The organism is Tardiphaga sp. 215_C5_N2_1 (assembly GCF_052076055.1).
Taxonomy (GTDB): Bacteria; Pseudomonadota; Alphaproteobacteria; order Rhizobiales; family Xanthobacteraceae; genus Tardiphaga; species Tardiphaga robiniae.
In genome coordinates this window covers 4770308-4785463 of sequence record NZ_CP197240.1, presented here as the reverse complement: position 1 = coordinate 4785463, position 15156 = coordinate 4770308, and the positions used below count along the sequence as shown (strand labels likewise).

Below are 15156 nucleotides of genomic sequence, written 5' to 3'. Positions count from 1 at the left end.
ATGGTGTGCGGGCAAGACGAGGAATCAGGGGGCATCGATGACGCAGACCATTCAGCCGACACCCGCCACCGTGCATTGGGGCTATTTCGACGCCGCGCTGAAGCCAATCGCGACCATCGATCCCGGCGAGACGATCACGATCACAAGCGTCAGCGGCACGCGCGAGAACCTCCCGACAGAAGCGGGCATGACCATCCGCCGCGAACTTGTCGCCATCCTGGACGCCGTCACGCCAGAACTCGGGCCGCATATCCTCACCGGGCCTGTCGCCGTGCGCGGCGCCCAACCGGGTGACGCATTGCGTGTCGAGATCCTTGATGTCCAGCTCGCGGATGACTGGGGCTATACGCTCTTCAAGCCCGGCATGGGCACGCTGCCCGACGACTTCGACTATTTCCGCCGCGTCCATATCGGACTTGATCGTGCCAGCGGCGCGGTAAAGACCCCATGGGGCATCACGCTAAAGGCGCAGCCGTTCTTCGGTGTGATGGGTACCGCGCCGAAACCTGCGGTTGGCCGGGTCAGCACGACCATGCCCTCGCATTTTGGCGGCAATATCGACAACAAGGAGCTCGGCGCAGGCTGCGTTCTCTATCTTCCTGTCTGGGCCGAGGGCGGCCTGTTCTCCTGCGGTGACGGTCACGCCGTGCAGGGCGATGGCGAAGTCTGTGTGACCGCCGTCGAAACCGGCCTCACCGGTACGTTCAAGATCGATCTCGTCAAGAATACGCAGTTGGAGGCACCTTATGCCGAGACGAAGGATCACCTCATCTCGATGGCCTTCGATCCCGATCTCGACGAAGCCGCGCGTATCGCGCTCCGCCGGATGGTGAGCATGATCGTGGCACGCACGACGCTGACGCCCAACGATGCCTATATGCTCTGCAGTCTCGCCGCCGATGTCCGCGTCACCCAGCTGGTCAACCTCGACAAGGGCATCCATGTGATGATGCCGCATGCGGTGCTGAACCAGTCGAAGCGCTAAACCGTGCGTTCGGCCGGCTCAAACGCGAACTCTTCGTCGTCGATCTTGTCGACGAAGGTCGCCGGCACGAGACGCTTGCGATTGATGGTGAGATCAAACACGTCGAAACGATTGTAATAGCCGACCACGTCGTGGAACTGCTTCGGCTCGATGCAGCGGCGCAGGTCGAATTCGGCATAGGCGATGCCCTCCTCGTCCTGCAGCATGTCGCCGAGCACTTCGCCGGTCGGGTCGACGAAGAAGCTGGCGGCGCGCTGCGTGCGATCGATCACATCGACCACATCGGGATCCCGCGCTATCAGGAAGTCGCGCATTGCCTTGTCCATATAACCGGCGGTGACGATGCCGAAGGCCTTGGCCTCGAAGGAATGCGCGCTGGCACGAATGCGATTGGCGGCGACATTGTTGAAATTGCCGCCGCTGCTCGGGCGGCGCGTCGGCCACATCGGCGGCCAGCTCGAAATGTGGATCTGCTCGGCCTGAGCCATCAGTGTATAGCGTGCCAGCGGATTGGTGTTCTCGCCACAGATGAGATTGCCGACACGCCCCACAGGCGTATCGGCAACACGGAGGCCCGCGCCATCGCCGGCAGCCCAGACCAGCTTCTCGTAGAAGGTCGGCACCAACTTGCGGTGATGATTGAGAATGCTGCCGTCGGGCCCGATCAGGACATTGCTGTTCCAGATCAGGCCGACGCTGACCGGCGAGCTCTCGCTGATGCCCATCGAGACGGTCACGCCAAGCGCCCGCGCCTCGTTGCGCAAGGCGGCCATTTCCGGACCTGCAATCGAGACCGACTGTTCGGCCATCGTCACGAACAGATCGTGATTCTCGATCGGCGCCCACAGCGCCGCCCAGACCGGAAATGCCGGGATATAAGTTTCAGGAAATGCGATCAGCTGCGCACCCGCGGCCGCAGCCTCGCGAATGATCGAAATCGCCTTCGCCGTGGTGGCCGCGCGATCGAGAAATACCGGCGCAGCATGGACCGCAGCGACTTTAACCTGTGACGACATCGTCATTCTTCCTCTTGCATCGATGCAGCGATGTCTCAGGCTCGTCGGAAGGCCCCGAAACGTCGCTGAACCATGTTCGGGGAGGAACCTATCCATTCAAGGCCGCGGGACCACCGGGCATTTCTGCAACCCGGGCTGCACGGACCACCATGCTTCGAGGATCGACCGGGCCTAGGTCGGCACCTCGCTTCACCACGTCTGATTGCGGGAGTTGTCGCCGATGCCGTAGCCATAGCTGGTCGGCGCACTCGCATAGGAATCCATCGGCCGTACCGGCGGAGCAACGGAAGGAACCGTCGCGCGGGCGGGAGCATGGACACGTCGCTGCTGTACACGGCGGGCTGCGCTGATGTCGGTGGAGAGCCGGGGATCTCCGATCCAGCGATAGGCCTTGTCTGACGCCGCCGAGCTCTCCGCCATAGAGGTCAACATCACGAAAGCCACGGACGCGGGCACCAGGAGCCACCTCCGGGCCGATTTCATCATCGTATTGCGCGCAGACATTTGAGCGATCCTTTCTTGGTGGTTGAGGTGGCGAGACATCTTCGGTTGGAGCGTCGATGCGAACTATTCGTCAAAGGCGAGAACGATCATGCAAGCGTCCATGACCCGCTTCTGGATACTCCCCGAGGAGCATCACTGCTGTGTTGCGAGCGCGGACATCATCATGTTGTCGCGGCGCCAGACGTTGGGGCTGGCCCCTGTCGCGCGGCGAAACTGGCGGCACATGTGGGCCTGATCGGAGAAGCCACAATCGATCGCGATCTCGCAGAGTGACTTGCTGCTGGATGTCATCAGCTCCATCGCACGCGTCAGACGGCGGGAGACGATATAGGCATGGGGAGACTGGCCGAAGGTGGTCTTGAACGCATTTGAGAAGTAACCGCAACTCAGGCGAGCGAGACTCGCGAGATCCGATACTTGGATCGCCTCATCCAGATTTGAATCAATGTGGCGCTTGATCCGCTCCGCCTGCCAGCGTGCGAGGCCGCCCCTCGCGGGGCTGACGGGCGACGGTTGGGAGGGCGCCTCGAGCAGCGATGCAGCCTGCCTGATGCAGCGAAGAGCCGCACCGACATCCGATCCAATCGCCTGCCGTGCATCTAGCAGGAGCTGGGCGACCGTCGTAGAACTTGCGTCAGACAATATACCGGCAAACGAGTCAGAATTCTGGGACTGTGAATCGAGCAGCATATCGGTCTCCTTTGGGTGGTGAATGACATCGACATCGCGATGACTTCGACGATCCAAGGATGAGGGATTCCGGCCGCGCTAACCATTCTACGAGGATAGAGATTCAAGAAACGAAGGTAATCCCGCCCTATACCAAGGTTTATCCCGGGCGAGACGCCACCGACTTCGGACGACTTCACCACTCCTTGCAGGACGTATGCCCTGCTTCCTATTTTGCGGCTCAAATGACCAATTCTGATCGGGTGCAACGACCCTCACAGCTGCCCATGGCCATTGCGACAGCTATCCTTGCCGCAGGCATTTTCGCGTTCGACGCCTTCAGCACATTCGAGATCGCCGTCGCCGCTCTTTATATCGTCGTGCTGCTGATGGCGCTTCGTTTCACCAATGTCATGGGCATCATCCTGATCGCCCTCGGTTGCATCGGCCTGACAATCCTCGGCTATCTGATCGGCCACGCGAACGACCCCAATGAGGGAGCAATGCTGCGCGGCGCCGTCAGCGCGCTCGCCATTGCCATCGCCGCCGTGCTCTGCGTCCAGATCAGAATGTCGGATGCAAGGCTTCGGCGGAGCGAAGAGCGCTATCGCAACATCTTTCAGGGCACGAGTGTTGCCATCTGGGAGCAGGACTTCACGGAAGCGGCCAATGCCTGCGCGCCGATCCTGCAACAAGGCCTGCCCCGACTTCGCGACTATCTCATCGCCAATGAGGGCTTCCTCAAACATTGCCTGTTTCTCGTCCGGACCCTCGACGCAAATGACGCCGCGAAGCAATTGATCGGCGATCTCGACCAGAAGAACGTTCGGCAGTCCTGGGATGCGGCACTTGAGCCGGAGACTTTGGTCGCCTTTCGCGAAATCCTGCTCGCATTTCTTGCGGGAGAAAGCTCATTCACGATTGAAGCGGCCATCCGTGCCGTCAACGGCGAGTTGCGCACGACCATCGTCACGGCAACCTTCCCCACTGATCGGTCTCGCTCCGTCCTGATCAATTCGCTCGATGTCACCGACAAGATCGCAGCCGAGCAAGCACTCCAGCAGAGCATCGCAGAACTCACCCGCGTGTCGCGCATCGCGACCTTGGGTGCCTTGACGGCATCGATCGGCCACGAGGTCAATCAGCCACTTGCCGCCGTGGTGACCAATGCAGAGGCCGCCTTGCGCTGGCTGTCGCGGGAGCGGCCCGATCTCGGCGAGACCACGGCCTGTCTCAAGGAAGTCGTGCAGGAGGGTCGGAGGGCCGGCGACATCATCCACCGGCTGAGGTCGCTCGCCGTGAAGGGCGAGTTGGCGCGCGGCCCGGTCGACGTCAACGCCATCGTCACGCAGGTACTGGCGATGGTTCAGCGCGATCTGGCACAGCACCAGATTTCAGCAGTCCTCGACCTGACACCCGATCTGCCCACCATCGCTGGCGACGAGGTGCAGCTTCAGCAGGTGCTGATGAATCTCGTCAACAACGCCGTCCACGCTATGAAGGCGACCGCGACGAAAGAGCTGAAGGTGTGGTCGGCATTCGACGCTACGCGGGGAATTCTGGTCTCGGTGCGCGATTCAGGATCAGGTATCCCGGACGACCATATGCAACGCCTGTTCGCGCCGTTCTTCACGACAAAGGCCGAGGGGATGGGCATCGGCCTGTCGATCTCCCGCTCCATCATCGAGTCGCATCACGGGCGCATCTGGGCGGAACGAAACGAGAGTGGTGGAACCACCTTTCATTTCGTGATACCGACGGCCACCGCAGAAGGATCCGGTAACCTTGCCTAACGACGCAGAAGCACCTTTGGTCGTCGTCGTGGACGACGAAGCCGCCATCCGCACTGCGGTTGGCAGTCTGCTGCGCTCGGTCGGATATGAAGTCAGCTTCGCCTCCTCCGCAGTCGAGCTTCTCGAGAGCGACATTCTCACCAGGGCCAGCTGCCTTGTCCTCGATATCCGGCTGCCGATCGTCAGCGGCCTCGACTTTCAGAAGCGTCTCGCGGATCTCGGCGGCAATACGCCCATCGTCTTCATGACCGGCCATGCCGATGTGCCGATGACGGTGCGCGCCATGAAGGCCGGAGCCGTCGATTTTCTCGCCAAGCCGTTTCGCGATCAGGAAATGCTCGATGCCGTCGCGGGCGCCGTGGAGCGCGACCGCAAGGCGCGGCAAGAGCGCGATGGACTGGCCGATATCAAGGAGCGTTTCGGCACTTTGAGTGCGCGGGAACGCGAGGTGATGGAATTTGCCACCGCTGGGCTGCTGAACAAACAGATCGCCGCAAAGCTGAACCTCAGCGAAATTACGGTTAAGATCCACCGCGGCAAGATGATGAAGAAGATGGATGCGAAATCCTTCGCCTCTCTGGTGCGCATGGCCGAGGCCATCGGCATGAAACCAGCCCCGGGTACCTCCCGATAAACCTCAGTATGATTTCACTACACGGCGTTATTTGACAATATCCTAAGCGAGACGGCTCAACACTGGGGTCGCTGTCAAAGCCGCCGTGTGGAGATTGCGTTGAACTCTGAACATGCCATTGCCATCATCGACGATTCCTCGTCGGTTCGCCGCGCGCTGGAAAGCCTGCTGCGATCGCTGGGCTTTGTCGTCCTCAGCTTCGAATCCGCCGAAGCGTTTCTGACATCGCCGTCGGTGCTCGCTACGTCATGCGTGGTGACCGACGTCGAAATGCCGGGCCTCACCGGCATCGACCTCTATGAGCGCATGCGCTCGGACAAGAACCAGACGCCGGTCATTTTCATCACGGCCAATTCCGAAGAGAAAGTGCGCGCGCGGCTGGGCAGCACGCCCTGCGTCCTCAACAAACCGTTCGAAGTCGACGAACTCGCCGCGTGCATCAACCAGGCCATCGCGGCGCCATAGTCGCCGGCACCCGCCCCGATTATCCTGGCGCCGATCCCCCATGAATGATGGGCTCGCATGCCCGGCACGCCGTCACGCAACGGTTTTAACCCGCGTAGGTGTCGGATAGTGTGCGCGCAATCGAATGGGGGAATGACATGAGCTTGTCTGGAGTTTTTGCGCGCCTTGTCGCGGTGATCGGCGGCGCTGCGCTGCAATGGCGCCGTCTGCAGGGCAATACGCACGCGCCCGCCTGGGGTAGCGCGCCAGTGGTGCCGGAGGCAAAGCCGCAAGGCGCCATCCCCACATTGAAGATGCCGACGGCCCAGGGATGGGCCGCAGGACAGAAGCCCGTCGTCGCGCCCGGGCTCAAGGTCAACGCTTTTGCGACCGGCCTGAAACATCCGCGCTGGATCAACGTGCTGCCCAATGGCGACGTCCTCATTGCCGAAGCGACGCAGGTCGCGGGCCCGGTGCGTAATATGTTCGGCTATGCGATGCAGGCCACGATGCGGCGGGCCGCGGCGCTCGGCGTCAGCGCCAACCGCATCACGCTGCTGCGTGACCGGGATGGCGATGGCGTCGCCGAGACCAGCCAGACCTTCATGGAGGGACTGAACCAGCCGTTCGGCATGGCGCTGCTGAACAACACATTCTATGTCGGCAATGTCGATGGCGTGGTGGCCTTCCCCTATGTGGCGGGAGCAGACAGCATCACGGCGTCGGGTAAGAAACTCACCAATTTCAAGTCGGGCGGTCACTGGACGCGGAGCATCCTGCCGAGCCCGGATGGCAGCAAGCTCTATATCGGCGTCGGCTCGCTGAGCAACATCGCCGAAGGCGGCATGGAGGTCGAAGAAGGCCGCGCCGCCGTCCATGAGCTCGATATTGCGACGGGCAAGAGCCGCATCTTCGGCGCCGGATTGCGCAATCCCGTCGGCCTCGCATGGGAGCCGACAACGGGTTCGCTCTGGACCGTGGTCAATGAGCGCGACGGCCTCGGCGACGAGACGCCGCCGGACTATCTGACCTCGGTACGCGACGGCGGCTTTTATGGCTGGCCTTATTGCTACTGGGGCAAGACGGTGGATGACCGCGTGCCGCAGGATCCGGCACTGGTGGCCACTGCGATCACCCCCGACTATGCGCTGGGCGGTCACACCGCATCGCTCGGACTGTGCTGGCTGCCGGCCGGCACGCTGCCGGGATTTCCGGACGGCATGGTCATCGGCCAGCACGGGTCGTGGAATCGCAGCACGCTGAGCGGCTACAAGGTCGTCTTCATCCCGTTCGTGAACGGCAAGCCGTCCGGACCGCCACGGGATATCCTGTCTGGCTTCCTCGCGCCCGACGAGAAGGTGTCTTATGGACGCCCTGTCGGCGTCACGCTCACCCCGGACGGCGCGTTGCTGGTGGCCGACGATGTGGGCGACGTCATCTGGCGTGTGACGGGCGCGGCCTAAGACCCGCGGAATAATCCGGCGGGCTTGTGAGGCGCGCGTTAATCGCGCGCCCCACGCTCCGATCTACTTCATCGTTGGCATCACGAATTCCGGCCCCTGCGCGATGCTCGTCGGCCAGCGGCTGGTGACGGTCTTGAGCCGGGTATAGAAGCGAACGCCTTCCGGTCCGTGCATCGAATGATCGCCGAACAGAGAGGCCTTCCATCCACCGAAGGAATGGAATGCCACGGGCACCGGGATCGGCACATTGATGCCGACCATGCCGACGCGGATGCGATGAGCGAATTCACGCGCGACGTCGCCGTTTTGCGTGAAGATCGCGGTGCCGTTGCCGTATTCGTTGTCGTTGATCATGCGCGCCGCCGTCGCATAGTCCGGTGTCCGCACCACGGCGAGCACCGGCCCGAAGATCTCTTCCTTGTAGATCTTCATGTCCGGCGTCACGTGATCGAACAGCGAACCGCCGATGAAGTAGCCGCCTTCGTTGGACCGGAAATCACGTCCATCGACGACCAACTTGGCACCCTGCTCCACACCTGAATCGACATAGCCGCGAACCTTGTCGAGATGCTGCTGAGTCACCAGCGGGCCCATTTCAGATTCGGCGTTGAAGCCAGATCCGACCTTGAGCGCACGAATCTTCGGCTCAAGCTTCGAGATCAAGGCGTCCGCCGTCTTCTCGCCGACCGGCACTGCGACCGAAATCGCCATGCAGCGTTCACCGGCCGAGCCATAGGCCGCTCCCATCAGCGCATCGACCGCCTGGTCGATGTCGGCGTCGGGCATCACGACCATGTGGTTCTTGGCGCCACCGAGTGCCTGGCAACGCTTGCCGGTGCTGGTCGCGGTCGAATAGATGTAGCGGGCAATCGGTGTCGATCCGACGAAGCTGATCGCTGCAACATCGGGATGATGCAGCAGCGCATCGACGGCTTCCTTGTCGCCATGCACGACGTTGAACACGCCGGCCGGCAGACCTGCTTCGGCCAGCCATTCGGCAATCAGAAGCGATGCCGACGGGTCACGCTCGGAGGGCTTGAGTACGAAGGTGTTGCCGCAGGCCAGTGCCACCGGGAACATCCACATCGGCACCATGACCGGAAAGTTGAACGGCGTGATGCCCGCGACCACACCCAGCGCCTGACGGACGCCGTAGCTGTCGACACGCGTGCCGACATTCTCGCTGACTTCGCCCTTCAAGAGCTGCGGAGCACCCACAGCGAATTCGACCACTTCGAGGCCGCGCTGGATTTCGCCCTTGGCGTCCGACAGGGTCTTGCCGTGCTCCGAGGTGATCACCGCCGCGAGATCGTCGATGCGGTCTTCGCAGATGCGCAGGAATTTATTGAGAATACGGGCACGACGCAGCGATGGCGTATCGGCCCAGCTCTCTGCTGCCGCGAGTGCGGCAGCAACCGCGGCACCCACTTCGGACGTGCTGGCGAGGCCCACCTGAGCAGTTTGCTCGCCGGTGGCCGGGTTGAAAACCGGCGATGTCCGGCCGCTACGGCCCGCAACGAGCTGTCCGCCGATATAGTGCTTGATTTCCGAAGCCATCGAACTCTCCTTTGATGCTCCGGCGGTCTTGCGCCGCTTCCCCGGCCCGGACAACGCGAAGTATTGCGGCTTCGATGTGCAGCAAATAGAGTCCAACGATGGATTGGGACAAAGTTCGGATTTTTCTGGAAGTCGCCCGTACTGGCCAGATTCTCGGTGCTGCCAAGCGGCTGAAGCTCAACCACGCAACAGTCGCGCGCCAGCTCACCGCCCTCGAAAAAGACCTGAAGACAAAGCTGCTGAACCGGCAGACGACGGGCTCGTCGCTGACGCCATCGGGAGTTGCGCTGCTCGCCGCCGCCGAGCGCGCTGAGTCCGAACTGCTCAAGGTGGGATCGCAGCTGACATCGGCCGCCGACAAGGTGGCAGGCACAGTGCGGATTGGCGCACCGGACGGGCTCGGCAATTATTTTCTGGCTGACAAGCTTGGCGGCTTTGCCGCAACCAATCCGGATCTCATCGTCCAGCTCGTGGCGCTGCCGCGCACCTTTTCGCTTGCCAAGCGCGAGGCCGATATCGTGGTGACGCTGGAGCGGCCCGACGAAGGGAAATTGATCTGCACCAAGCTCACCGACTACACGCTGAGCGTCTACGCGTCGGAGGACTATCTGGCCCGGTCGACGCCGATCCGCGAGCCCGGCGATCTCGCCAATCATCTGCTCATTACTTACATCTACGACATCATCTACAGCCGCGCGCTGGACTATGCGTCGACCTTCAGCGAACTGATCACCCGCCGCTTCGAATGCGGCAGCGTGGTCGGTCAGCTTGAAGCGGTTCGCGCCGGTCACGGCGTCGGCATCCTGCACGATTATGCCGCGCAGCTTTATCCCGAGCTGAGGCGCATCCTGCCCGCCAGCCGCTTCACGCGAAGCTACTGGCTGGTCTCGCATCCAGACACGCATGACACGAGCCGGGTCCGCGAGGTACGGCGCTATATCGTCGCCAAGGTCCGCGAGGCCCGCAGCCAGTTCGTCGTGCAATAGGTCACAGCCGCCGCGTTCAGCTTGCGGAAACGACCGCGCCGAATTTGGTGAAGAACTCGCCGGCCAATTTCTTGGCGGTGGAGTCAATCAAGCGCCCACCGAGCTGCGCCAGCTTGCCGCCAATTTGGGAGTCGACCTCATAGTGCAGGATCGTTTCATTGTCGCCGGCCGCCTCGAGCCTGATTGCTGCGCCGCCTTTGGCGAAACCGGCGACACCGCCAGAGCCTTCCCCCGTTATCCTGTAGCCGTTTGGCGGGTCGAGATCACTCAGCGTCACCTTGCCCCCGAAGGTCGCTTTCACCGGGCCCACCTTGATCACGACCGTTGCCGTCATCTCGGTCGGTGACGTCATATCCAGCACCTGACAGCCGGGAATACACTGCTTCAGCACAGCGGGATCGTTGAGCGCGGCCCAAACCTTGTCGCGCGAGGCCGGAACGGTTTGGCTGTCTTTCATCTGCATGGGAGTGACCTGTCTGCAAGCATGCGCGTCAGACCGCGCAATAACGTTCCTGGATTTCCTTGTCGGCAAGCAATGCCGCCGAGCTGCTCTCGTAAACGACCTCGCCCTGGTCCATGATGATCGCGCGATCAGCAAGGCGCAGCGCCCATTCCACGTTTTGCTCGACCAGCAGCAGCGTGACGCCCTGATCGCGCAGCTTGCGGAACAGCATGCCCATCTCTTCGACCAGCACCGGCATGATGCCTTCGGAGGGCTCGTCGAGCAGGATCATCTTGGGCTTGGCGATGGTCGCGCGCGCGATGGCGAGCATTTGCTGCTCGCCGCCGGACATGGTGACGCCTTCCTGATCGAGGCGCTCCTTGAGGCGCGGGAAGCTCTCTGCGATTTCCTCGATGGCTTCGCGCTCGTCGATCTTCCCGCGGCTGGCAACGAGACCAAGCTGGAGATTTTCGCGCACCGTGAGTCCAGGAATGATCCGGCGCTCTTCGGGCACATAGGCAAGGCCGAGCCTGAAACGATCATGGGCGGGCATCGACGTCAGGTCGTTGCCGTCGAATGTCATGCCGCCCGTGGTTTTCGACATTAACCCCATGACCGAACGGATCGTGGTGGTCTTGCCGGCGCCGTTACGGCCGACCAGCGCGACGACTTCGCCCTGCGCCACCGAGATCGAGACCCCATGCAGCGTATGGCTGGCGCCGTACCAGGCGTTCAGGTCTTTGGTTTCAAGCATAGCCATCGTTCTGTCCCAGATAGACGCGACGAACCTCGGGGTCCGTCTGAATGTCGTGCGGCGTGCCATCAGCGATCAGCCGACCATGGTGCAGCACCAGGATGCGATCGCTGAGGCCGAGGATCATCTTCATCTTGTGTTCAACCAGGAGGATGGTCCGCTCGGCGGCGAGCTTCTCGAGCAGCGCCACCATTTCCTTGGTCTCTTCCGGACCCATGCCTGCGGTCGGCTCGTCCAGCAGCAGCACCTCCGGATTGGAGATCAGCGCGATGGCAATCTCCAACGCACGCTGCTGGCCATGGGCTAGAAACTTCGCGGTCTCATCGCGCTTGGCGACCAGACCGACGGATTCGAGCGCCGCATCCGCCTTAGCATCCAGCTCGGTGAACCTGTTGCGGTTGGTCCAGATATTGTAGCGCGAGCGACTGGCCTGCGCAGCGACACGAACGTTCTCGTGGACGCTCAGATCGGGAAAGATGTTGGTGATCTGATAGGAGCGCGCAATGCCGCGATGCACGAATTCATGCTGTTTCGTGCCCTTGAGATCGTCCCCCTTGAAGTGGATCGATCCGCTGGACGGCGTCAGCACGCCGGACAGCACGTTGAAGAACGTGCTCTTGCCAGCACCGTTGGGGCCGATGATGGAGGTGACACGGCCCGGCCGGAACTCCGTCGTCACGCCTTGCAGCGCGACGAAGCCGCCGAACCTCACTCCGATATCGTTGACGGCGAGAAGCGGCGCGTTCATCGCATGACCTTTGTGAGAAATGTGCCCCAGATGCCCTTAGGCAGAAACAGCACGAACAGCACGAAGATGGATCCGACGATGATCTGCCAGTGCGACGTCCACAGCGAGAACACGTCTTCCATCACCAGGAACACCAGTGCACCAATGAACGGGCCGAAGAAGCTGCTGGCGCCGCCCAGTAGCGTCATCATCACGATCATGCCGGAGGACAGGTAGTGCAGCGAATCCAGCGGCACGAAGGCCAGATGCAGTGCCGACATGGTGCCACCAAGCGCGCAGATCGTGCCTGACAGTGTGAATGACAACAGCTTGGTGCGCTCGACATTGTAGCCGCAGGTCCGTGCACGACGCTCGTTCTCGCGGATCGCCTCGATGGCGGCGCCGAATGGCGAGTTGAGAATGCGCGAGACCAGCCACAGCGCTGCGGCGGCGAACGCCATCAGCACATAGTATTTGTTGACCGGGTCGAGAAAATTGATCTCGAATCCGAACAGATTGATCTTGTTGACGGTGAAACCGCGCAATCCGTTCTCGCCACCTGTCCAGGACGGCGTCTGGAGCGCCACGTAATAGACCAGCTGCGCGAGAGCGAGCGTGACCATCGAAAAGTAGATGCCGCGCGTTCGCGTCGACAGCGCGCCCATGACGAAGGCCAGCAGCGCACCGCCAATAACGCCCATCAGCACCGCGAGATACCAGGGCACACCGAACTGGCCGATGGCGATACCGGTGACGTACGCCCCGGTGCCGACAAAGGCTGCATGGCCGAATGATAGCAGGCCAGTATAGCCGAATAGCAGATTATAGCCGACGGCGACCGTGCCGTAGATCAGGACGTTCACCGCCAGCGCCTTGGACGGCAGCAACCACGGCAACAGACAGAGCGCGAGGATCGACAGCGGGACACGATATTTGGTCACGAGCGATTTGAAGCGCGCAGGTTTTCGCGCACCGGCGGAAGGAGAAACGGCGAGCGCTGGGGATGTCATGGTCCGCTCCGTTACGCGAGTTTGCCGAACAGACCTTGCGGCCGGATCAGAAGGACGATGGCCATCAGCGCGAACATCACGATGGTCGCCATTTCCGGTGCGAACAGCGCGGTCATGCTGATCACGACGCCGACCAGAAGACCCGCGATGATCGAGCCGACCAGCGAGCCGAGGCCGCCGATTACCGTCACGACGAAAGCTTCGGCCAGCACCAAGGCGCCCATTTCCGGATTAACTGACCGCATCGGCCCGGACAGCACGCCGCCGAGCGAGGCGAGACCGACACCGAGCCCGAACACCAGCAGCCAGACCTTGCTGATATCGACGCCGAGCACCTTCATCATGGTTGGATCGCGCGCGCCGGCGCGCACGATCAGGCCGAATTTGGTCTTCTCCAGCCCCATCCACAGCAGCACCACGACCAGGAAGACGACGCCGACGACGAAGATGCGGTAGATCGGAAAGAAACCGACGCCGAGATCGACCACCCCGGTCAGTGATGACGGCGTCGGGAATGGAATGCCGTCACTGCCGAATACGATCCGCACGCCTTCCACCAGCACGTAGCTGAGACCGAAGGTGAGCAGAAGCGGATCGTCGATAGAACGGCCGTAAAGCGGACGTATCAGGACATATTCGATTGCCATCCCGAACACGCCGATCATGATGGGGGCAACGAGCAGCCCCCACCAGAAACTACCGGTCAATGAGGCGACCCACAGCCCGGCATAGGCGCCGACCATGAACAGCGCGCCATGCGCGAAGTTCACCACACCGAGCATGCCGAAAATGATCGACAGGCCGAGCGCGGTGATCACGAGGATCGCACCGAGGGCAACTCCGGAGAAGAGTTGCATCAGAATGAGTTCCGTATCCATGGACGACGAATGCTTTCGTTAGGCCGGGAAGCCGAGTTCAGTGCAGCTGCGCAGCACGTTTTCCGAAGCCGGCTCATTGGCCACGATGCTGAATAGATCGCTGTCGCCCTTCATATCGGCCTTCTTCTTGGACTCGAGCACGAGGACCGACTGGACCGACTGGTGATCGCATTTGCGATAATATTGCGGGCCCTTGGCGACATCGTATTTCAGGCCTTCCAGCGCCGCGATCACCTTGTCGGTGTCGGTACCGCCCGCCACCTGCATCGCCTGCAGCAGCGACGAGACGCCGGTATAGCCATAGGCGCCGTAGTCGGTCGGGATCGCGCCCCCATTGGCTGCGCGATAGGCGTCGTTGAATGCCCTGGCGCTCGGCAACTGGCTCTCAAGGCCCCAATAGTAGTTAGAGCCGCCAACGACCCCTTCGAACACTTCCGGGCTCACCGCCAGCCGCTGGTTATGCAGCAACACTGGCACGACGATCTTGGCCTGCTGCTTGAGGCCGAAATCCACCGCCTGCTTGATCGAATTGGCCTGGTCGCGGCCGAAATTGCTGATGCACAGGATGTCAGGACGCATCGAGCGCAGACGCGGCATGAAGGTCGAGTAATCGGCCGCACCGAACGGATGCATGATCTCGCCGACGGTCTCAGCGCCGATTACGGCTTGTGCACGCTTGAAGCCGCGCAGCATTTCATGGCCATAGGCATAGTCGGCCACAAGATGCGCGACCTTGGTGCCCTTCTTGAACGCATGGCGCGCCACGGCACCTGCGGTCATGGTCGGGTTGAGCGCTTCATGGAAGGTGTATTTGCTGAAATCCTTCACTTCATTGATGGTGTCGGACTGGCTGATGGAGACATAGAGCACGCCGCGGGCACGCGTCACTTCATTGACCGCGAGCTGCACCGCGCTGGACAGCGATCCGACGATCGCATGCACTTTGTCTTTTTCGATGAGCTCGAGCGTGCGGGTCGCCGCCTCGCCGCCATTGAGCTTGTCATCGCGCACCAGCAGCTCGATCTTGCGACCGTTGACGCCGCCCTTGTCGTTGAACTGCTTGACGGCGAGCTCTGCGCTCTTGACCTGATCCTTGGCTTCGGCAGCGAACGGCCCGGTCAGTGGTGTCGGAAAACCGATGCGGATGGTGTCGTCGGCCGCGCGTGCGACCCACGGCATGGCGACGATGCTCGCGCCGGTGCCGAGCGCGGCCAGCACATGGCGGCGCGAAATATGATTGCGTTTGGTGTCTTGAATGTCCTTCGTCATGATGTCCTCCGTTTGATTTCTTTTA

The 15156-nt window shown here is 61.8% G+C and carries 16 protein-coding genes; 6 read left to right on the top strand and 10 right to left on the bottom strand.

The genetic code is table 11. The features are described from left to right. Window positions 1-37: 37 nt before the first annotated feature. Window positions 38-985, top strand: a complete 948-nt coding sequence (locus tag AB7828_RS22790; RefSeq protein ID WP_441231222.1) for an acetamidase/formamidase family protein — start codon at window positions 38-40, stop codon at window positions 983-985. Here AB7828_RS22790 and AB7828_RS22785 read toward each other — a convergent pair. From AB7828_RS22785 to AB7828_RS22775, 3 genes are all read right to left on the bottom strand, one after another. Continuing rightward, window positions 982-2001 (bottom strand): carbon-nitrogen hydrolase family protein, encoded by a 1020-nt coding sequence (locus tag AB7828_RS22785; RefSeq protein WP_441231221.1) that lies wholly within the window; start codon window positions 1999-2001, stop codon window positions 982-984. The genes AB7828_RS22790 and AB7828_RS22785 overlap by 4 nt on opposite strands. A 189-nt stretch (window positions 2002-2190) precedes the next feature. After that, entirely contained in the window at window positions 2191-2505 is a 315-nt protein-coding gene (locus tag AB7828_RS22780) for a hypothetical protein (RefSeq protein ID WP_175369537.1), read from the bottom strand. Window positions 2506-2637: 132 nt separating this feature from the next. Next, a complete protein-coding gene (locus tag AB7828_RS22775; RefSeq protein ID WP_441231220.1) occupies window positions 2638-3195 on the bottom strand; it encodes a helix-turn-helix domain-containing protein in 558 nt (185 codons plus the stop codon). A gap of 266 nt (window positions 3196-3461) precedes the next feature. Between AB7828_RS22775 and AB7828_RS22770 the strand changes: the two genes are divergently transcribed. The 4 genes from AB7828_RS22770 to AB7828_RS22755 all read left to right on the top strand — a co-directional run bounded on the left by AB7828_RS22770 (window position 3462) and on the right by AB7828_RS22755 (window position 7508). Next, the gene (locus AB7828_RS22770) at window positions 3462-4967 is read left to right on the top strand and encodes a sensor histidine kinase (protein ID WP_441231219.1); all 1506 of its coding nucleotides are present in this window, start codon (window positions 3462-3464) and stop codon (window positions 4965-4967) included. Then, window positions 4960-5601, top strand: coding sequence for a response regulator transcription factor (locus AB7828_RS22765; RefSeq protein WP_089266657.1), 642 nt, complete (start codon window positions 4960-4962; stop codon window positions 5599-5601). Before AB7828_RS22770 ends, AB7828_RS22765 begins: the two co-directional genes overlap by 8 nt. Before the next feature lie 99 nt (window positions 5602-5700). After that, window positions 5701-6066 carry a response regulator transcription factor gene (locus AB7828_RS22760; RefSeq protein WP_184512832.1) on the top strand — a complete coding sequence of 122 codons (366 nt, stop codon included), beginning with the start codon at window positions 5701-5703 and terminating at the stop codon, window positions 6064-6066. A gap of 137 nt (window positions 6067-6203) precedes the next feature. Further along, window positions 6204-7508, top strand: coding sequence for a PQQ-dependent sugar dehydrogenase (locus AB7828_RS22755; RefSeq protein ID WP_441231218.1), 1305 nt, complete (start codon window positions 6204-6206; stop codon window positions 7506-7508). 63 nt (window positions 7509-7571) lie between these two features. Here the strand turns inward: AB7828_RS22755 and AB7828_RS22750 are convergent, their stop codons facing one another. Beyond that, entirely contained in the window at window positions 7572-9065 is a 1494-nt protein-coding gene (locus AB7828_RS22750; protein WP_093757997.1) for a CoA-acylating methylmalonate-semialdehyde dehydrogenase, read from the bottom strand. Window positions 9066-9163: 98 nt separating this feature from the next. Between AB7828_RS22750 and AB7828_RS22745 the strand changes: the two genes are divergently transcribed. Continuing rightward, complete coding sequence (locus AB7828_RS22745) at window positions 9164-10051, top strand: LysR family transcriptional regulator (RefSeq protein ID WP_441231217.1); 888 nt, start codon at window positions 9164-9166, stop codon at window positions 10049-10051. 16 nt (window positions 10052-10067) lie between these two features. On the opposite strand, the gene AB7828_RS22740 is transcribed toward AB7828_RS22745, so the two are convergent. From AB7828_RS22740 to AB7828_RS22715, 6 genes are read right to left on the bottom strand one after another with little or no spacing between them, the layout of a single operon-like run. Further along, on the bottom strand, window positions 10068-10514 hold the full coding sequence (locus AB7828_RS22740) for a CoxG family protein (protein ID WP_175369531.1): 447 nt from the start codon (window positions 10512-10514) through the stop codon (window positions 10068-10070). Window positions 10515-10542: 28 nt separating this feature from the next. Further along, complete coding sequence (locus AB7828_RS22735; protein ID WP_441232298.1) at window positions 10543-11247, bottom strand: ABC transporter ATP-binding protein; 705 nt, start codon at window positions 11245-11247, stop codon at window positions 10543-10545. After that, window positions 11240-11995, bottom strand: coding sequence for an ABC transporter ATP-binding protein (locus tag AB7828_RS22730; RefSeq protein ID WP_441231216.1), 756 nt, complete (start codon window positions 11993-11995; stop codon window positions 11240-11242). The genes AB7828_RS22735 and AB7828_RS22730 overlap by 8 nt, the downstream gene beginning before the upstream one ends. Continuing rightward, the gene (locus AB7828_RS22725) at window positions 11992-12984 is read right to left on the bottom strand and encodes a branched-chain amino acid ABC transporter permease (RefSeq protein ID WP_089266644.1); all 993 of its coding nucleotides are present in this window, start codon (window positions 12982-12984) and stop codon (window positions 11992-11994) included. The genes AB7828_RS22730 and AB7828_RS22725 overlap by 4 nt, the downstream gene beginning before the upstream one ends. 11 nt (window positions 12985-12995) lie before the next feature. Then, window positions 12996-13862: a branched-chain amino acid ABC transporter permease gene (locus AB7828_RS22720; RefSeq protein ID WP_089266642.1), complete on the bottom strand. Its 867-nt coding sequence runs from the start codon at window positions 13860-13862 to the stop codon at window positions 12996-12998. Window positions 13863-13880: 18 nt separating this feature from the next. Beyond that, the gene (locus tag AB7828_RS22715; protein ID WP_441231215.1) at window positions 13881-15131 is read right to left on the bottom strand and encodes an ABC transporter substrate-binding protein; all 1251 of its coding nucleotides are present in this window, start codon (window positions 15129-15131) and stop codon (window positions 13881-13883) included. Window positions 15132-15156 lie beyond the last annotated feature (25 nt).